Source organism: Paracoccus alkanivorans (assembly GCF_003697785.1).
GTDB lineage: Bacteria > Pseudomonadota > Alphaproteobacteria > Rhodobacterales > Rhodobacteraceae > Paracoccus > Paracoccus alkanivorans.
Window position 1 is genome coordinate 25627 of the sequence record NZ_QOKZ01000013.1, and the last position, 17703, is coordinate 43329.

Sequence of the window (17703 nt, forward strand, 5' to 3'; positions counted from 1 at the left end):
GTTTACTCCGCCGCCGTTCTGGCGCTCTTGGGAGGCGCCTTTGCCCGGGCCTTCTCTTCCTCGAGCCAGATCGAGTGGTGCTGGTGCGCCCAGGCCTCATCGACCTCGCCATCCTTCATCGCGTCGAAGGCGCCCTCCATGCCGAGCGTACCGATATAGATATGCGCGATGATCACCGCCATCAGCCCAAACGCGACAATGGCGTGCCAAAGCTGGGCATATTGCATCTCTTCCTGCGGCGACATCTGCACAGGCAGGGGATCTGCTCCGAACCAGCCCGGCAGGCCGAGATCGTTCAGGATCGCGAAGGTCTTGGCAAATAGCGGCAACTCGAAGGGAAAAAGCAGCGACAGGCCCGACAGCGAGATCGAGCCGCCGAGCAGGACCACCGACCAGAAGACGATTTTCTGCCCGGCATTGAATTTCTTCGCCGGGGGGTGGGTGTTGCCGATAATGCCACCTGCATGGCGGAACCAGACAAGATCCAGCCGGTTCGGGATATTGTGCCAGATCCACATCAGGAAGACCGCGACGAGGCCGATCATGAAGGCCCATGCGACGTTGTTATGGATGAATTTCGATGCCTGCAGCAGCGTCGCATTGACCTCGCGGCCCAGATACGGGGCGATGAACATCCGGCCCAGCAGGCTGAGCAGGCCGGTCAGCCCCAGCAGGATGAAGGAGCCGGCTAACAGCCAATGCGCCATCCGCTCGATGAACCTGAACCGGGTGATGGTGCGGCCTGACATGCCCCCCTCGACCCGGACCCGCCCGCGCAGCAGGTAGAATACCGCCAGCACGGCGATAGTGCCCAAAAGCAGCCAGCCGCCATATTTGACCAGCGGACCCCGCCTGATTTCCAGCCACCACATGCCGCCGTCCTGCACCAGGACCTTGCCGGTCTCGTTGCGGGTCGAGGTGGTGATATCGGCCTTGCCGTAACGCAACGCCCGCCACAGATCGGCATCCGAGGCTCCGCCCAACGGTCCCAGTTCGGGAACGGTCGACGCGTCGCCGCCGATATTTTGGCTTCGGAACCTGTCGTCGATCTTCTGGTTCTGCTGCCTGCGCAGGATATCCTCCAGCGTCTGCGCACCGCCGGTGGCAGAACGGTCGATCCCGGCGGGAGGCGCGTTCTCTGCCTCTTGTGCAATGGCGGGCGTGGTCAGCAGGATCATTGCCAAGACAGCCATCAGATGGCGCAGCATGGTCATCTCCGGACGTTTCAATCGGACCCTGGCGGCGGGGCGGCATTGACGCCCCGCGCCGTCGTCATGGTTTTTCCTGCTCCGCGCATCAGGGTGCCTTGCGCTCATAGGCCGTGCCCCAGCCCCATGCGCCAGAGCCGAAGCCGCGGGCGACAACCCGCTCGCGGTAGATATCCGAGACGATATCCCCGTCCCCCGCCAGCAGCGCCTTGGTCGAGCACATCTCTGCGCAGATCGGCAGTTTCCCCTCGGCGATCCGGTTGCGGCCGTATTTGGCGAATTCGGCAGGCGAGTGGTTTTCTTCCGGGCCACCGGCGCAGAAGGTGCATTTGTCCATCTTGCCGCGGGAACCGAAATTGCCGGCCTGCGGGTATTGCGGTGCGCCGAACGGGCATGCGTAAAAGCAATAACCACAGCCGATACACAGGTCCTTGGAGTGCAGCACCACACCCTCTTCGGTCTGGTAAAAGCAATCCACCGGACAGACGGCCATGCAGGGCGCGTCCGAGCAATGCATGCAGGCCACCGAGATGGAACGTTCGCCGGGTTTGCCGTCTTCGATCGTCACCACCCTGCGGCGGTTGATCCCCCACGGAATCTCGTGCTCGTTCTTGCAGGCCGTCACGCAGGCATTGCATTCGATGCAGCGTTCGGCGTCACACAGGAATTTAGCTCGTGCCATGATCCGTCCTCCTTACGCCGGCATGATCTTGCAGAGAGTCGCCTTGGTCTCCTGCATCTGGGTCACCACGTCATAACCATAGGTCTGGGCGGTGTTCGTGGATTCCCCCAGCACATAGGGGTCGGCCCCGTCGGGATATTTCGATCGCAGATCCTTGCCTTCGAAATGTCCGCCGAAATGGAACGGCATGAAGGCAACGCCTACGCCGACCCGCTCGGTCACCATCGCCATCACCTTGACCCTGGCGCCCTCGGCCCCCTCGACCCAGACCTGGGCCCCGTCACGCACCCCCAGATCATTGGCATCGCGCGGGTTGATCTCTACGAACATGTCCTGCTGAAGCTCGGCCAGCCACGGGTTCGAGCGGGTCTCATCGCCCCCGCCCTCGTATTCGACCAGACGGCCCGAGGTCAGGACGATGGGATAGTCCTTCGCGAAATCCTTCTTCTGGATCGAGGCATAGAGCGTTGGAAGCCGCCAGTCGCGCCGGTCCTCATAGGTGGGGTAATCCGCCACCAGGTCGCGCCGGCCGGTATAAAGCGGCTCGCGATGCAGCGGCACCGGATCGGGGAAGCTCCAGACGATGGTGCGGGCCTTGGCATTGCCGAAAGGCGCGCAACCATGCTTGATCGCCACCCGCTGGATGCCCCCCGACAGGTCGGTTTTCCAGTTCACGGCCGCGATCTTTTCCTGCGCCTCCGGCGGATAGTTCCCGCTGGAGCCGCCGGTATTCCCGTCGGGTTCGGGCCGGGTATCGGTCACGCCGGCGACATACTCGATCATCGCCCGCTCGTAAGGCGTCAGATCGCCGTCCCAGCCCAGATCCTGCAGCATCTGCATGGTGAACTCGGGATAGCCATCCTCGATTTCAGAGCCCACCGGATAGACGCCCTCGGCCAGCAGGTTGTTGCCCTCATGCTCGACCCCGAACCGGGCGCGGAAGCACAACCCACCCTCGGCCACCGGAGTTGACATGTCATACAGTAGCGCTGTGCCCGGATGGTTCATTTCCGGCGTTCCCCAGCAAGGCCATGGCATGCCGTAGAAATCGCCATCCGCCGGGCCTCCCACCGCGCGCAGGGTGGTGCGGTCGAAGGTGTGCTGGTTCGCCATATGCATCTTGAGCCGCTCCGGCGATTGACCGGTATAGCCGACCGTCCACATGCCGCGATTGAACTCGCGGGTGATGTCCTCGATATTCGGCTCTTCGCCATCCATGGCGATATTGCGGAACATGCGGTCGGCAAAGCCGAACTTCTTGGCGAATTTCGCCATGATGACATGATCGGGCAGGCTTTCGAACAGCGGCGCGACCACCTGCTCGCGCCATTGCAGCGACCGGTTCGAGGCGGTGACCGAGCCGCGGGTCTCGAACTGCGTCGAGGCGGGCAGCAGGTAAACGCCGTCGGTCCGGTCATGCAATATCGCCGAGACAGTCGGATAAGGATCGATCACGACCAGCAGGTCGAGTTTCTCCATCGCCGTCTTCATTTCCTTCAGGCGGGTCTGGGAATTGGGCGCATGTCCCCAGAATACCATCGCGCGGGTATTGTCGGGCTGGTCGATATTCTCCTTGGCCTCCAGCACTCCGTCGATCCAGCGGCTGACCGGAATGCCCTTGAGGGCCATCATGTCGACATCCTTGCCATCCGCATCCTTGCCGGTGGCAAAGCGGCCCTTGAGCCAGTCGAGTTCCTCTTCCCAGACACGGGCCCAATGCGCCCATGCGCCCTCGGAGACGCCGTAATATCCCGGCAGGTTGTCGGGCAGAACGCCCATGTCGGTCGCGCCCTGCACGTTGTCGTGGCCGCGGAAGATATTGGCCCCGCCGCCGGAAACGCCGATATTGCCAAGCGCAAGCTGCAGCACGCAATAGGCGCGGGTGTTGTTGTTGCCATTGGTGTGCTGGGTGCCGCCCATGCACCAGATCAGCGTGCCGGGACGGTTGTTGGCCAGCGTCCGCGCCACCCGCTCCATCTGGCTGCCGGGCACACCGGTGACGCGTTCGGTTTCCTCGGGAGTCCAGCGGGCGACCTCCTTGCGGATCTCCTCCATCCCGTAGACGCGGGTGCGGATATATTCCTTGTCCTCCCAGCCATTCTCGAAGATATGCCAGAGCAGGCCCCAGACCATTGCCACATCCGCGCCGGGCCGGAAGCGGACATATTCATCGGCATGGGCAGCGGTGCGCGTGAAGCGCGGATCGCAAACGATCAGCGGTGCGTTGTTCTGCTCCTTGGCCTTCAGCAGATGCTGCAACGAGACCGGGTGCGCCTCGGCCGGATTCGCGCCGATGATGAAGATCGAGCGCGAGTTGTGGATGTCGTTGTAGGAGTTGGTCATGGCGCCATAACCCCATGTGTTGGCAACTCCCGCGACCGTGGTGGAATGGCAGATCCGCGCCTGGTGATCGACATTGTTCGTGCCCCAATAGGCCGCGAACTTGCGGAACAGGTATGATTGCTCGTTGCTGTGCTTGGCGCTGCCCAGCCAGTAGACGCTGTCGGGCCCGCTTTCGTCACGGATGGACAGCATCTGGTCGCCGATCTCGCCGATCGCCTGATCCCAGCTGATCTTCTTCCACTCGCCGCCTTCCTTCTTCATCGGGTATTTGAGGCGGCGTTCGCCATGGGCGTGTTCGCGGACCGAAGCCCCCTTGGCGCAATGCGCGCCGAGGTTGAACGGACTGTCCCAGCCGGGCTCCTGTCCGATCCAGACACCGTCGGACACTTCGGCCATCACGGTGCAGCCGACTGAGCAATGCGTGCAAACGGATTTTCTTATCTCGACCGCCGCATTCGCCGCTGTCTGGGCGTTCGCCCTGGTGACCGAGCCTCCCGTGGCCGCGATCGCCGAGAGCCCTCCGATGGCCAGCCCCGAGCCGCGCAGGAAGGCGCGGCGATCAACCGAAACATGCCCAACCTCGGAAAGGATCCCTGCCCGCTGGGGGCGTCTTGGAACCCCGTTGGTCTTTTTCCTCAGCATTTTTCATCTCCCTTGCTGGCTCCACCGCGCAGGTGTGGCTTGCTTGGTCATTCCGTAGCCAGGGACGCCGGATCATGCAGCGCGTCGCCCCCGGCCGATCAAGTCTCGATCCCGGTCAGAACCGGGCCGAGCGGTAATAGGCGCGCGTATGCGCGGTATCCTGCATCCTGTCCAAAGACAGGTCGGGCTCGGCAGCCTCAGCCTCCCCCGCCCCGCCGGCCGCAACCGCCACCGCCGCAACCGGCGCGGTGGTCCCGGCCAGTTTCAGAAAATCGCGGCGGCTGGTCGTCTCGTCGGTTTTCCTGCTCATCTCGGTCCTCCCTCTCTCGTTCTGACAGTGGTCCGCCGCTCAGGCGGGCTGCCCGATGCTCATCCGGAACGCCTCGGCCTCGATCTCCATGAACAACCGGCCAAGCCTGCCGACCGGCGCGTAAAAGACCGCGTTCCGGGCGGCTTCCAGATCGGTAAAGAAATGCGCAGCCCAAGGCGCGACATGCCGGCTGAAGAAGGTCTTTTGCGTAGCCAGATCGGCCGGGGCGCCGAAACGGCCGGTGATCAGCGCGGCCATCATCTCCATGAGGCTGGCGATATTGTCCTCTGGTTCAAAGACATTCGCGGCACGGGCAAGCCCCTGTGCCGCCATGTCTTGCCGCAGCAGGGCCAGCGGCTTTTCATTCAGAAACCCGGTCAGGTAATAGCTGGCATAGGGCAGCAGTTCGCCTCGGCCCAGACCGATGAAAAGGCGGTTGTATTCAGTTTCTACCGCAGCCGGTTTCGTCGCCCTGGCAAGCTTTGCCAGCGTCAGGACAGCCTTGCCCGTCTCGCTGTTGCCACCCGTCAGCGCCCCTGTCCGCGCGAGCAGATTCGCGTCGGGCGGACGAGCCAGGATCAGGCCGAGGAAGTCATACAGGTCGGCCCTCATCCGGTCTTCCTCGGGGAGTTGGATGTTGCGGGCTGTGTTCATCGATCCGTCATCCCCTGATCTTCGGGTTCAAAGCGAAAGCGCATCCGCCGTGACGGGACCGCCATCGCGGCATCCTGCCCGGAGGCATCGGGCTCCGGCCCGGATTCCGGTTGCGCCGCATCCTCCGGATCGGGCGCCCGTTCTTCGCCGGGAACGGTCACGGCCTCCTCCTGCATCGCGATCTCGGGCGCATCGCAGATCGCGGCCAGCTTCTCGATATGGGCCAGCATCCCCCTGCCCACCTGGTAGGCCGTCTGCAGGTTGTCCACGACCTTCGCGCTGTCGGTGTAATCTTCGCCATACTCGACCAGCCCGTCAAGATTGGCCAGCACCGGGTTCAGTGTCCACAGCCGCCGCAGCGCCCGCTGCTTGAGCCGCCGCGGCAACGCCGACCGCAGATAGGTTTGGACCATCTCGGCGCTGTCCACCATCTCGGGCACGGGCAATCCCAGTTCTTCGAGCAGTTCCTCGTCGCTGCATTCCGCCAGTCTGGCCTCTTCGGCCCTCATCGCGGCGTTTTCGGCAGCGGTCGCCTCGGCACGGGTCTCGGCCTCGACCATGGCTTTGCGGCGGGACCAGAAATCGCTCATTGCAACCGGCTCCGTATCAGGCCGGGCGAGGCATAGATATCGGCAGCCTTGCCGATACGCGGGTCGCCCACGCCATCCTGTTTCCGATCCACCCGCTCGCTGTCACGCTGGCGCTTAACAAAGCATTCGGATTGGTGAAATTCATCGAGGAATTCACTCACCCACGCGATCAGGCCAGGAGGCATCGGGACATTTTCGACGATATCCTCGCTGCTGTCAGCATAATCCTGCGCCTCGAAAGGAGAGGCAGTCACCAGCACGATATCCAGAGGAAACTCCCCGGTGACACGCCGCATGACCACGTAGACGCCGGGAACGCGCGCCGCCAGCCCATGGGCATATGCCTCTGTCTCGGCGGCATAGAGTTCCAGCATCCGGGTCGCGGCGTGATATTCGACGGCATCGCCCTCGCGACGCAGTTCCCGCCATTCAGCCGGACCGGCTCCTGGCAGGACCGCGGCCGCCTTCCAGGACCACTTGGCCCAACGTGTCACCCCCGGTGTCCGGCGCATTACGACACCAAGTGGCATTGCGCGATTTATTTTAGGGCCTACGAGCACACCGATAACTCCTCCCTGCCCCGTACTATGCGACACGGAATGCGATGGGGGAAGGATAATTGTATATAAACGAGGCTTAACGGCAGCCTGTCCGGCAACATCGGGAATTATAGGGTAATTTTCCCAATCCGAGTATTTTGGTGCGAATTCAAATGCTCCGGATCGCGGAAACCTCGTGGTGGAAATCCGTTGTAACGCTCTGCGATTCGCGAATAGCCTTGAGTGCGACCGAATGTTCGATTGGCCGGCCACGGCCCGTTCGGCGGAGTATGCACATGGTCAAGACACTGGTAACATGCGATTGTTCAGGCAGCCAGACCATCGATACCGAAGCACTCGCGCAAGCGACCGGTCTCGATATCCGTCCGCCCTGCACGGCGCTTTGCACCTCACAGCTTCGGCGCGCCGGCGATGCGCTGGCTGAGGGGGATGTGATTTTCTGCTGCGCGCAGGAGGCACGTGTCTTTCAGGCATTGGCCGATGAACAGGGCGCCCCTCCGCCCGAGGTTCTGGACCTGCGGGACCGGGCTGGCTGGTCGGCGGATCCGGCCTCCAAGCTACCCAAGATGGCCGCACTGATCGCCGAGGCGATGTTGCCTGCTGCTGCGGGGAAATCCGTGGATGTCATTTCCGAGGGGCTGTGCCTCATCCTCGGCCCGGCGGAGGTGGCGCTGGAGGCTGCGGCACAGCTCTCCGGCTACCTTGGCGTAACCGTATTGCTGGAAAACGCGCAGGATATTCCCGACAGCCGCGATTTCGACGTGATCACAGGCCACTTGCGCCAGGCAACCGGAGCCTTCTGCGGCTTTCGGGTGGCGATCGACGCACTGCAACAGATCGAGCCCGGGGGACGGGGCAGTTTTTCCCTGACCGCGCCGCGCGATGGTGGCGTGTCGGAATGCGACATCATTCTGGACCTGCGCGGCCAGCCGCCGCTGTTTCCCGCACATGAGAAACGCGAGGGCTATCTGCGCGCCGATCCCGGTCGTCCCGCCGCGGTCGCACAGGCGGTTCTGGCCGCATCGCATCTGGTCGGCACCTTCGAGAAACCGCTATATGTCCGCACCGAGCCGCTGCTTTGCGCCTATTCCCGCGCCGGGCAAAGCGGCTGCACCCGCTGCCTCGATCTGTGCCCGACCGGGGCAATCAAGCCCGATGGCGATCATGTCACGGTCGATCCGATGATCTGCGCGGGCTGCGGCGCATGCTCGGCTGCCTGTCCGTCAGGTGCGATCAGCTATGATGCACCGCCGGTGGAACTCGTCTTCCGCCGGGTCCAGACGCTGGCCAAGGCCTATCTCGACGCCGGAGGGCGCGCGCCACGCCTGCTGGTCCATGATGCCCACGGCGCCGAGATGATCCGCCTGACCGCCCGCCATGACCGCGGCCTGCCCGCCGATGTGATCCCGCTCGAAATCTCGGCGACAGGCGCCTTCGGTCATGCCGAAGCCGTCGCCGCGCTTGCCGCCGGTTTCGCCTCGGTGACACTGCTGCCCGGACCGGGGGCGGATCGCGCGGCCCTGGCCGCGGAATTCGCCCTGGCTCGCGCCATCGGTGGCGAGGACAGGCTGCACCTGCTGGATATGTCGGACCCAGTTGCCCTGTCCGACGCGCTTTACGACGAACACGCCCCCGCGCCGGTGGCGATCCCGGTCCGCCCGCTTGGCACCCGCCGCCAGATCACCCGGCAGGCGGCGCGCGCCCTGAACCCCGAGCGGCAGCATCTCCCACTACCCGCATCCGCCCCCTATGGCGCGGTGCTGGTCGATACAGAAGCCTGCACACTCTGCCTGTCCTGTGCCTCGCTCTGCCCCTCGGGGGCGCTTGGCGACAACCCCGACCTGCCGCAGTTGCGCTTTCAGGAGGATGCCTGCCTGCAATGCGGGCTTTGCGCACATATCTGCCCCGAGGACGCGATCAGCTATGAACCCCGCCTCGATCTGACCGAAGCCGCATTGAGCCAACGGGTGCTGCACGAGGAGGAACCCTTTGCCTGCATCGAATGCGGCTCGCTGTTCGGCGTGAAATCGACCGTCGAGCGGATATCCGAGAAACTCCGGGGACATGCGATGTTCGGCAGCGAGGAGAAGCTGCGGATGATCCGGATGTGCGACAATTGCCGGGTCAACGCTCAATATCATTCCGAGAACAATCCCTTCGCCCTCGGCGAGCGCCCGCGCCCGCGCACGACCGATGATTATCTCAGCAAGCGACGCGATCACTGAAAGGAAAACCACATGACAGACGATGCGAACATGTCGATGCGCAAATTCCTCAAACAGGTCGGCGTCACCTCGCAACAGGCCATCGAAGAGGCGATGCGCAATGCCGACACGGCAGGCAAGAGCTTTCCCGTCAAGGCCGTGATCACCATCGACGAGTTGGGCCTGCGCCACGAAGTCACCGGTGAGATCAAGGGGCAGGAATAACCCGTGGCAATCAGCAGGGAGGCGGTGCTGGCCGTCCTGAAGAAGGTGATCGATCCGGTTGCGGGTGGCAATATCGTCGCCAGCGGCGTGATGCGCGCGCTGAATGTCGATGAGACGGGCGAGGTCCGTTTCGTGCTTGAAGTGCCTCCACGCCATGCCGGCAGCTATGGCGCGGTGAAGGACGAGGCCGAGGCGGCACTGCAAGCATTGCCAGGCGTCGTCCGCGTGTCGGTGGTGATGACCGGCCACAGCGAGAAGGCCCCGCCCGAATTGCGCAACACCCGCAAGGCCGAACCCGCCGGCCCCGAACGCATTCCCGGTATCGCCCGCATCATCGCCATCGCCAGTGGCAAGGGCGGCGTGGGCAAATCCACCCTGGCGGCCAATCTCGCATGCGCGCTCGCACAGCAGGGACGGCGGGTGGGGTTGCTGGATGCGGATGTCTATGGCCCGTCACAGCCGCGCATGCTGGGCGTTTCCGGCCGCCCGGCCAGCCCGGACGGCAAGACCATCCTGCCGATGCGCAATCACGGCGTCACGATGATGTCGATCGGCCTGATGACCAACGAGGATCAGGCGGTGGTCTGGCGCGGCCCGATGCTGATGGGCGCGTTGCAGCAGATGCTGATGCAGGTGCAATGGGGCGCTCTCGATATCCTTCTGGTCGATCTTCCGCCCGGCACCGGCGACGTGCAGATGACCCTGTGTCAGAAAACCGTCGTCGACGGCGCGATCATCGTCTCGACCCCGCAGGACGTCGCATTGCTGGATGCCCGCAAGGGAATCGACATGTTCCGCCAGCTCAGGGTTCCCATCCTCGGCATGATCGAGAACATGAGCACGCATATCTGCTCGCGGTGCGGCCATGAAGAACATGTCTTTGGCCATGGCGGCGTCGCCGCCGAGGCGGCGAAGCTGGGCGTTCCGCTGCTGGCCGAGGTGCCGCTGGACCTGCAGATCCGCATCGCCTCGGATGGCGGCGCGCCGGTCACTGTCAGCCAGCCCGACAGCACGCAGGCCCAAGCCTTTCGCGATCTTGCCTCGGCCCTTCTGGCCCGGGAGGTGGCGTGAGCACGGTCGCGGAATTGTCTCTCCCGCCGCTGATATGGGCTGAGCCGGCAAGCGGCGATGCCCTCGATCATGCCTGCATGCGTGCGGCTGCCGGCTGCGATTCCGGACTGGTATCGTACCGGCTGGCGGCGGATAAGTTGCAGGCCGCCCTTGTCTTTGCCCCCGAGGTTCCGCTGGCGCGGGCCATGGCGATGCTGCCGCTATGCGGTGTCAGCCTGCAGAACGCGCTCGGCGCGCTCGCCCCGCCCGAAGTGGCGATGCATCTCGACTGGAACGGCGGCATTCGCATCAACGGCGCCACCTGCGGGCGTTTCCGGGCGATTGCTCCGACCTTCGAGCCGCAGGCCGTGCCCGATTGGCTGGTGATCGGCTTTGCCCTGCCGCTGATTCCGCCCGATGACCACCCCGGGGACACTCCCGACCGGACATGGCTTTATGTCGAAGGCTGCGCTGATGTCTCTCCTCCAGCCCTGCTCGAAGCATGGGCACGCCACACGCTGCACTGGATCAACCGTTGGGAGCAAGAGGGCAACCGCCCCCTGCACGGCGAGTGGCGCGCATTGGCGCATGGGCTGGGTGAGGATATGGTGCAAGGCGATGCCAGCGGGCAGTTCAGCGGCATCGACGAGGATTTCGGGATGCTGCTGCGTGACGGTGAAACCATCCGCCTGATCCCGCTGACCGAACTTGTGGAGGTTCGCCGATGAATCTTGCCCGCGCGATCCATTTCGACGAAAGCGACCAGCATGTCTATGCCAGGCCCGCGCGCACCGGTGAATGGTGCGTCTCGGGAGGCTTCGAGTTCTCCAACTGGTCCGAGGCCGACCTGACCGGCAAGGCGCGGCAGGCCTTTGCCAATGGCTGGCTGGGGCTCGAAACCGGTGGACGGGTGACCTTCGTCGCCGTCACCGCCATAGAGCCCGCCGAGATCACAGCCCTGACCGATCTGCTGGCCGAGCATTTCGTGACCTATTACGGTGCACCCTCTGCCGGGGAAGCGCGGCCTGTCGCGGTGGAAGAGATTTCCCAGATGGCCGACCTCTGCGCGGAACATCCGCCAAACACGCTTCTGGTCGTCGCCCGCGAGTTGACACAGGCAGGTGTGCGGGAGGCCTATCGCATCATCGAGCCACGGGAAGCCGGGCTGGACCAATTCGCGATCCACGGCGGGACGGAGGAGTAGCGGCTTTGCCGGTTCCTCCGGCAGCACATTCGCTGCCGAAATTCCTGCTGGCCCATCATGCGGAACGGATCCGGGAACCGGCAAGGCAGAATCTGTCTTTCGAACTCTATCCGAACCCGCCGCAAATACTATTCCGGTCATCGGTGTTCGCGCCGGCGGGATCGCCGGAACACAGGGATATGTGAAGGGAGCATAATGATCGGGGGGCAGGCAATCACCACGACCTGCAGGGAGATACCTGGTGTGCCTGAAGCCGCACTCAAAACAATTCTCCATCCAAAGCGCCTACTTCATTGCGGCAGGCCCTGTCCGCCGCTAAGTTTGCCGCAATAGCGCCAATGTCCACTACAAGACTTTGGTTGGAATGCGATATTGGAGATTTCATGAGCGCTGAACTCGCCGCTCTCATCCGTGAGCGCGCAGGTGATGAGCCGCCCGAATACGGCTTGATCCTTGGCTCCGGCCTTGGCCATCTGGCGCAATCCGTCGAGGGCGTGGCGATTCCCTATGACGATCTGCCGGGCTTTCCCCATGCCGGCGTCTCGGGCCATGTGCCGCAACTGGTCATCGGGCAGCTTGAGGGCCGCCGCGTCGCCGTTTTCGGGGGGCGGTCGCATTACTACGAATCGGGCCGCGCCGATGCCATGCGCCCGGGCCTCGAAGTGCTGGCCGCGCTTGGCTGCGGCAAGCTGATCCTGACCAATGCTGCCGGGTCGCTGCGCGCGGATATCCCGCCGGGCGGGCTGATGCTGCTGAACGACCACATCGCCTTCGCGGGAACCAACCCGCTGATCGGGGAAAAGACCGATGCCCGCTTCGTCCCCCTGACGGATGCGCATGACATCGCGATCCGCACCGCTCTGGCGGATGCCGCCGCCGCCGAGGATATCGAGCTTCCTCAAGGCGTCTATTGCTGGTTCTCGGGTCCCAGCTTCGAAACCCCGGCCGAGATCCGCGCCGCGCGAATCCTTGGCGCCGATGCGGTCGGCATGTCGACGGTGCCGGAAATCATCCTCGCGCGTTTCCTGGGCATCCGCTGCGCCGCCATCTCGGTCATCACCAATATGGGCGCCGGACTCAGCGACGAGGCGATCAGCCACGAGCACACCAAGGCCATGGCCCCGATGGGGGCGGCCAAACTGGAGAAACTGCTCCGCCGTTTTCTCAGGGACGGTTCCGTGACATAGGGCTGCCGAACACTACCCCGCGCCCTGACGAACCGCGATCACGGCAAGGCAATCACCGGACTGGACCAGGCCCGGGAAATGCCGGGCGGCAATCACCCCGGTGCGATTGGCGAGCACTTCGACGGGCTCGACGCCAGTGCGGTCGGGCGGCCAGATGCGAGCGATCGGCTGTCCCGACCGGACCTCGTCACCAAGATCGGCCAGCGGATGCATCAGCCCGTCCCGGCCGGCGAAATGGAAACACTCTCCCCCCGGCATGTCCAGCATCTGCGCATCTTTCGCGGATTCCACCTCTCCTGCCAGGATGCCGGAATGACGCAGGACGTTCCTTGCCCCCCGGATGGCGATCTCGGCAGAGCGTGCGGTAGCGGTTCCGCCTCCACCCAGCTCGGTCGTCACGAAGACCTTGCCCTGGCTTTCGACTGCCGTGTCGAACATGCCGACGCTGTCGATTTCCAGCATCATCATGCTGTAGGGCGCGCCGAATGCCTTGACCGCTTCCACGCAAGCCGCCTGCTGCCGCTTGTCGTCAAGATAGTGCGCCGCCGCATAGGGCAGGAAATCCAGCGTCTTTCCGCCCGAGTGGTAATCGAGCACGACATCGGCCATCGGCACCAGCACATCGTTGAAGTAGTTGGCGATCTTCTGGCTTACGGTGCCGTCCGGACGCCCCGGAAAGGCGCGGTTCAAATTCACCTGATCGATGGGGCTGACCCGCGCGCCGGCCCGGAAGGCAGGATAGTTCATATAGGGCACGATGATGATGCGGCCGGTCACATCGGCCGGATCGATCTCCCATGCCAGTTGCTGCAGCGCAATGGGCCCCTCGTATTCATCGCCGTGATTGCCCCCGGTCAACAGCGCCACCGGCCCCTCGCCATTGGCGATCACCGTGACCGGGATCATCACGCTACCCCATGCGCTGTCATTGCGCGAATAGGGCAGGCGCAGGAACCCATGCTGCTTGCCCTGCCCGTCCAGCGGGATCGTCGGTTGGATCGGATTGGCCGTCATGACTTCACCAGCATCCGGCGCGGGATATTGCACAGCAGTTCCGGCTCGCGCTCGGTGATAACGATGGATTCGGTGGTCTCGTAACCCCAGTCCTCCATCCACAATCCGGTCATGAAATGGAAGGTCATGCCCGGCTTCAGCTCGGTCCGGTCGCCACGGCGCAGCGACATGGTGCGCTCGCCCCAATCGGGCGGATAGGACAGCCCGATAGGGTAGCCGGTGCGGTTGTCCTTCTCGATCCCGTATCGGTCCAGCACGGTAAAGAAGGCCGCCGCGATATCCTCGCAGGTATTGCCCGCCCGGGCGGCATGAAGCCCGGCCTCCATCCCTTCCAGCACCGCTTTCTCGGCGTCGAGAATCTCTTGCGGAGGCTTGCCCAGGAAGATCGTCCGCGACAGCGGCACGTGATAACGCTGGTAACAGCCGGCAATCTCGAAGAAGGTGCCTTCATTCTCCCTCATCGGCTGGTCGTCCCAGGTCAGATGCGGCGCCGCGGCGTCGGGTCCTGAAGGCAATAGCGGCACGATAGCCGGATAATCGCCGCCGTGACTGGACCATTCGTCATAGCGCAGACCGGCATCATAGATCTCGGCCACGAGATCGCATTTGCGCATGCCCACCTCGACCTTGTCGGCGATACGGCGATGCATCCGCTCAACGATACGGGCGGCCTTGCGCATATAGGCCAGTTCCTTCGGGGTCTTGACCGCACGCTGCCAGTTCACCAGCCCCGTCGCATCGAGGATCTGGGCTTCGGGCAGGCCATAGACCAGCCTTTCATGCGCCTTGGCGGAATACCAGTAATTGTCCATCTCGACGCCGATGAAGCCGCGATGCCAGTTGCGGTCGGCAAGCTGCGCCCACAGGTAGTCCATCGGGTGACGCTCGACCGATTGCACATAGAAGTCGGGATAGCCGATAATGTTCTCCTCGCCCATCCAGACGGTTCGCAGCGCGCCATTGGCGTCCTGCCCACGGCCGAACCAGATCGGCGCACCCTCGGGGCCGACGATCACGCATTGATGGACATAGAAGGACCAGCCATCGTAGCCGGTCAGCCAGGCCATGTTGGAGGGGTCGGAAACGATCAGCAGGTCGAGGCCCAGCTTGGCCATGCTGGAACGTGTCTTTTTCAGGCGCTCTTCGTATTCCTCGGTCGAGAAACGTTCGGGGGTCCTTTGCAATTCGGGCATTCAGTGGTCTTTCGAAAACGCGGCAAGCGCGTGGGTGGCAATAGCGGTGTCCTGCACGCCGGTTCCGGTCAGGTCGGCGATGGTAATTTGTTCTGGGCTAGTGCGGCCGGGATGGCTGCCGGTAATGATATTGCCCAGTTCGGGAATCTCATCCACATCGGTCAGCACTCCGGTTTCCAGCGCCGCCCGCAATTCCCCCATCAGCCGCGTCTGGCTGACCCTGTCGGCGACATAAAGATCGGCGCGGTCAAGGCAATGCGGGTCCAACTCGTTCTTGCCCGCCTGGTCGCTGCCCATCGCGGTGACATGCTGGCCGGGGCGCAGCCAATCGGCTTGCAGGATCGGCTGGCTGGCAGGCGTCGTGGTGACGATGACATCGGCGAACGCGACGGCCTCCGCCGGATCGGCCAAGGCGCGGCAGCGGATGCCCTCGGTGGTCATCTCTTCGGCCATGGCCTGCGCCTTGGCGTGGTCGCGCGCCCAGATCACGGCCTCTTCGATGGGGCGCACCAGCGCAAGAGAGCGCAACTGCATCCGCGCCTGCAACCCGGCGCCAAAGATCGCCGCCCGGCGCGCATCCGCGCGCGCCAGATGCCGCGCCGCCACACCGCCTGCGGCCGCCGTGCGCACATCGGTCAGGTAGCCGTTATCGAGCAGCACCGCGCTCACCCGCCCGGTTTCCGAGGACAGCAGCACCATCAGCCCCGAAGTCGATGGCAGCCCCTTGGAGGGATTGTCGAAAAACCCCGGAGACAGCTTGACCGCAAAGCCCGGCAATCCCGGCACATAGGCGGTTTTCACGTCCAGTTCGCCATTCACGTCCGGCATATGCATGGACAGGACCGGCGGCATGACGACGCCGCCACCGGCCAGGGTGGCAAACGCGTTCTCGACCACGTCAATCGCGGCCAGATCCAGATCGACACGCTCGCGAAGCTGGTCTTCGGAGAGAATAAGAATATCGCTCATGAAACACCTTCAACAATTTCGGCATGGCGGGCGGGATCGATATTCCCTCCCGACAGGATCAGCACCAGGGGACCATTCCCGGCGCGCAACTTGCCCGCAAGCACGGCCCCCGCCCCTACGGCGGCGGCCCCTTCCACGGTCTCGCCATCCTCGATGGCAAGGTGGCGGATGCCGGCGGCGATCTCGTCTTCGGTCAGCAGGATCAATTCGTCCATCAAGTCTCGGACCATTGGAAAGGTCAGCCGGTTCTGCAGACCGATCCCGCCGCCCAGGCTGTCGGCCAGCGTCTCGACCTCCTCGACCTCGACCGGGTGACCGGCCGCAAGGCTGGCCGCCATCGCCGCCCCCTTCTCCATGCTGATCCCGACGATGCGAATGTCCGGTTTCAGCGATTTCGCGGCCAGCGCAACCCCGGCCAGCAGCCCCCCGCCCGATAGTGGCACGGCGAGGGTGGCCGTATCGGGAATCTGCCGCAGGATTTCCATGCCCAGGGTCCCCTGCCCCGCGATCACGTCGGGATGGTCGAAAGGCGGGATTAGCGCGAAACCTTCGTCATGTTTCAGGCGATAAGCTTCTTCGAAAGCCTCGTCCTGGCTGGTGCCGATCACCCGTGCCTCCGCCCCCAACGCCTCGATCGCCGCCAGCTTGTTCTGCGGGACAAGGCGCGAGACGCAGATGATCGCGGGTATTCCCAACTGCTTTGCGGCATGGGCCAGTGCCCGCCCGTGATTGCCGGTCGAAGCGGTGGTCACGCCGGCGACATCTCCCAATCGCGCCACGGCGTTCGAGGCCCCGCGCAGCTTGAACGCCCCGGTGTCCTGTTTATGCTCGCATTTCAGCCAGACCGTTCCTCCCGCTAGCCGCGACAGGCTGGCTGATGGTTTGACCGGGGTTTCACGGACCATAGCGCGGATCCGTTCCGCCGCCGCGGCGATATCATCAATTGTTACCATGTCCGGACCTTGAAAAGTTGGCCCGGCCCCTCGGCCGGGATTTGGGCAATATCGAGCATCGACCAGAACAGCGCCTGATTGGAGCTGAGAACCGGTTTACCCAGTTCCGCCTCGATCTCCTCGATGACCGGAACGGCAGGCAAGGCGGTGCAGGACATGAACAGGGCCTCGGCATCGGGGTGATCCGAATCGAGTGCAAAACGAATGACCTTTTCGGGAGGCAGCAGCGCCATGTCGCGGTCATCGGCGTAACCCATCGCATGGCGAGATACCACGCCCACCCCATGGGTCGCGAAGTAATCCCCCACCAGATCCGACGCTTCCTGCATGTAAGGCGTCATCAGAGCGATCCTTTGGACCCCAAGCGCCGCGAAGCCCCGCAAAGCCGCACCTGCCGGCGTCGTCACCGGCGCCCTGTCACCAATCGCCTCCTGCACCTTGGGACCCAGCACCGCCGAGGCCGAGGTGCAGGCGAAGCCAATGCCCTTCAATTCGACTCCGGGCACCAGGATATCGGCCGCCGCCCGCAGGCGGGGGCCGGTCTTGCGCAGGTTTTCCGCAGTGGTGGGATTGTCGAACGCAATCCGCGTCACATGCAGGCGGCAGCCCTCGGGCAGCAGCCGTGCAGCATCACCCTCGATCGTGAGATCGGTGGCCAGGGCGATCAGCCCGAACCGGGATAGCTTGTCGCGCCACATGTAGGATGCTGCCCTCC

18 protein-coding genes are annotated in these 17703 nt (G+C 63.9%); 6 read left to right on the forward strand and 12 right to left on the reverse strand.

Annotated features, from left to right (window positions below; genetic code table 11):
* Positions 1–2 precede the first annotated feature (2 nt).
* The 7 genes from C9E81_RS20765 to C9E81_RS20795 all read right to left on the reverse strand — a co-directional run bounded on the left by C9E81_RS20765 (position 3) and on the right by C9E81_RS20795 (position 6959).
* Positions 3–1208 carry a formate dehydrogenase subunit gamma gene (locus C9E81_RS20765; protein ID WP_122114278.1) on the reverse strand — a complete coding sequence of 402 codons (1206 nt, stop codon included), beginning with the start codon at positions 1206–1208 and terminating at the stop codon, positions 3–5.
* Positions 1209–1296: 88 nt separating this feature from the next.
* Positions 1297–1890: a formate dehydrogenase FDH3 subunit beta gene (gene fdh3B / locus C9E81_RS20770; protein WP_122114279.1), complete on the reverse strand. Its 594-nt coding sequence runs from the start codon at positions 1888–1890 to the stop codon at positions 1297–1299.
* A gap of 12 nt (positions 1891–1902) precedes the next feature.
* A complete protein-coding gene (locus C9E81_RS20775) occupies positions 1903–4875 on the reverse strand; it encodes a formate dehydrogenase subunit alpha (RefSeq protein ID WP_122114280.1) in 2973 nt (990 codons plus the stop codon).
* Between the two features lie 115 nt (positions 4876–4990).
* Entirely contained in the window at positions 4991–5185 is a 195-nt protein-coding gene (locus tag C9E81_RS20780; protein ID WP_122114281.1) for a twin-arginine translocation pathway signal protein, read from the reverse strand.
* A gap of 39 nt (positions 5186–5224) precedes the next feature.
* Positions 5225–5839 (reverse strand): TorD/DmsD family molecular chaperone, encoded by a 615-nt coding sequence (locus tag C9E81_RS20785; protein WP_122114282.1) that lies wholly within the window; start codon positions 5837–5839, stop codon positions 5225–5227.
* Entirely contained in the window at positions 5836–6429 is a 594-nt protein-coding gene (locus C9E81_RS20790) for a DUF3306 domain-containing protein (protein WP_122114283.1), read from the reverse strand. The genes C9E81_RS20785 and C9E81_RS20790 overlap by 4 nt, the downstream gene beginning before the upstream one ends.
* Positions 6426–6959 carry a DUF3305 domain-containing protein gene (locus C9E81_RS20795; RefSeq protein ID WP_122114284.1) on the reverse strand — a complete coding sequence of 178 codons (534 nt, stop codon included), beginning with the start codon at positions 6957–6959 and terminating at the stop codon, positions 6426–6428. The genes C9E81_RS20790 and C9E81_RS20795 overlap by 4 nt, the downstream gene beginning before the upstream one ends.
* Positions 6960–7264: 305 nt before the next feature.
* On the opposite strand from C9E81_RS20795, the gene C9E81_RS20800 reads away from it, so the two are divergent.
* From C9E81_RS20800 to C9E81_RS20830, 6 genes are all read left to right on the forward strand, one after another.
* Positions 7265–9214: a 4Fe-4S binding protein gene (locus C9E81_RS20800; RefSeq protein WP_122114285.1), complete on the forward strand. Its 1950-nt coding sequence runs from the start codon at positions 7265–7267 to the stop codon at positions 9212–9214.
* A gap of 12 nt (positions 9215–9226) precedes the next feature.
* On the forward strand, positions 9227–9418 hold the full coding sequence (locus tag C9E81_RS20805; RefSeq protein ID WP_122114286.1) for a DUF6494 family protein: 192 nt from the start codon (positions 9227–9229) through the stop codon (positions 9416–9418).
* A 3-nt stretch (positions 9419–9421) separates the two neighbouring features.
* On the forward strand, positions 9422–10489 hold the full coding sequence (locus C9E81_RS20810; RefSeq protein ID WP_122114287.1) for an Mrp/NBP35 family ATP-binding protein: 1068 nt from the start codon (positions 9422–9424) through the stop codon (positions 10487–10489).
* On the forward strand, positions 10486–11196 hold the full coding sequence (locus tag C9E81_RS20815) for a biotin/lipoate--protein ligase family protein (protein WP_122114288.1): 711 nt from the start codon (positions 10486–10488) through the stop codon (positions 11194–11196). Before C9E81_RS20810 ends, C9E81_RS20815 begins: the two co-directional genes overlap by 4 nt.
* Positions 11193–11672, forward strand: coding sequence for a DUF6505 family protein (locus C9E81_RS20820; RefSeq protein ID WP_122114289.1), 480 nt, complete (start codon positions 11193–11195; stop codon positions 11670–11672). Before C9E81_RS20815 ends, C9E81_RS20820 begins: the two co-directional genes overlap by 4 nt.
* Before the next feature lie 383 nt (positions 11673–12055).
* Positions 12056–12859 (forward strand): purine-nucleoside phosphorylase, encoded by an 804-nt coding sequence (locus C9E81_RS20830; RefSeq protein WP_122114291.1) that lies wholly within the window; start codon positions 12056–12058, stop codon positions 12857–12859.
* Between the two features lie 12 nt (positions 12860–12871).
* Here C9E81_RS20830 and doeB read toward each other — a convergent pair whose 3' ends face one another.
* From doeB to C9E81_RS20855, 5 genes are read right to left on the reverse strand one after another with little or no spacing between them, the layout of a single operon-like run.
* Complete coding sequence (gene doeB, locus C9E81_RS20835; protein WP_122114292.1) at positions 12872–13873, reverse strand: N(2)-acetyl-L-2,4-diaminobutanoate deacetylase DoeB; 1002 nt, start codon at positions 13871–13873, stop codon at positions 12872–12874.
* Entirely contained in the window at positions 13870–15066 is a 1197-nt protein-coding gene (gene doeA / locus C9E81_RS20840; RefSeq protein WP_122114293.1) for an ectoine hydrolase DoeA, read from the reverse strand. Before doeA ends, doeB begins: the two co-directional genes overlap by 4 nt.
* Positions 15067–16035: an ectoine utilization protein EutC gene (locus tag C9E81_RS20845; protein ID WP_122114294.1), complete on the reverse strand. Its 969-nt coding sequence runs from the start codon at positions 16033–16035 to the stop codon at positions 15067–15069.
* The gene (gene eutB / locus C9E81_RS20850; RefSeq protein WP_122114295.1) at positions 16032–16988 is read right to left on the reverse strand and encodes a hydroxyectoine utilization dehydratase EutB; all 957 of its coding nucleotides are present in this window, start codon (positions 16986–16988) and stop codon (positions 16032–16034) included. Before eutB ends, C9E81_RS20845 begins: the two co-directional genes overlap by 4 nt.
* Positions 16982–17686, reverse strand: coding sequence for a maleate cis-trans isomerase family protein (locus C9E81_RS20855; protein ID WP_122114296.1), 705 nt, complete (start codon positions 17684–17686; stop codon positions 16982–16984). Before C9E81_RS20855 ends, eutB begins: the two co-directional genes overlap by 7 nt.
* Positions 17687–17703: the final 17 nt, after the last annotated feature.

Excerpts from the sequence above, each read along its gene's own strand:
- C9E81_RS20790 (WP_122114283.1), bottom strand. The coding sequence starts at position 6,429 with ATGAGCGATTTCTGGTCCCGCCGCAAAGCCATGGTCGAGGCCGAGACC.
- C9E81_RS20785 (WP_122114282.1), bottom strand. The coding sequence starts at position 5,839 with ATGAACACAGCCCGCAACATCCAACTCCCCGAGGAAGACCGGATGAGG.
- C9E81_RS20845 (WP_122114294.1), bottom strand. The coding sequence starts at position 16,035 with ATGAGCGATATTCTTATTCTCTCCGAAGACCAGCTTCGCGAGCGTGTC.
- C9E81_RS20775 (WP_122114280.1), bottom strand. The coding sequence starts at position 4,875 with ATGCTGAGGAAAAAGACCAACGGGGTTCCAAGACGCCCCCAGCGGGCA.
- eutB (WP_122114295.1), bottom strand. The coding sequence starts at position 16,988 with ATGGTAACAATTGATGATATCGCCGCGGCGGCGGAACGGATCCGCGCT.
- fdh3B (WP_122114279.1), bottom strand. The coding sequence starts at position 1,890 with ATGGCACGAGCTAAATTCCTGTGTGACGCCGAACGCTGCATCGAATGC.
- C9E81_RS20805 (WP_122114286.1), top strand. The coding sequence starts at position 9,227 with ATGACAGACGATGCGAACATGTCGATGCGCAAATTCCTCAAACAGGTC.
- C9E81_RS20780 (WP_122114281.1), bottom strand. The coding sequence starts at position 5,185 with ATGAGCAGGAAAACCGACGAGACGACCAGCCGCCGCGATTTTCTGAAA.
- C9E81_RS20830 (WP_122114291.1), top strand. The coding sequence starts at position 12,056 with ATGAGCGCTGAACTCGCCGCTCTCATCCGTGAGCGCGCAGGTGATGAG.
- C9E81_RS20855 (WP_122114296.1), bottom strand. The coding sequence starts at position 17,686 with ATGTGGCGCGACAAGCTATCCCGGTTCGGGCTGATCGCCCTGGCCACC.
- doeB (WP_122114292.1), bottom strand. The coding sequence starts at position 13,873 with ATGACGGCCAATCCGATCCAACCGACGATCCCGCTGGACGGGCAGGGC.
- doeA (WP_122114293.1), bottom strand. The coding sequence starts at position 15,066 with ATGCCCGAATTGCAAAGGACCCCCGAACGTTTCTCGACCGAGGAATAC.
- C9E81_RS20800 (WP_122114285.1), top strand. The coding sequence starts at position 7,265 with ATGGTCAAGACACTGGTAACATGCGATTGTTCAGGCAGCCAGACCATC.
- C9E81_RS20795 (WP_122114284.1), bottom strand. The coding sequence starts at position 6,959 with ATGCCACTTGGTGTCGTAATGCGCCGGACACCGGGGGTGACACGTTGG.
- C9E81_RS20765 (WP_122114278.1), bottom strand. The coding sequence starts at position 1,208 with ATGCTGCGCCATCTGATGGCTGTCTTGGCAATGATCCTGCTGACCACG.
- C9E81_RS20820 (WP_122114289.1), top strand. The coding sequence starts at position 11,193 with ATGAATCTTGCCCGCGCGATCCATTTCGACGAAAGCGACCAGCATGTC.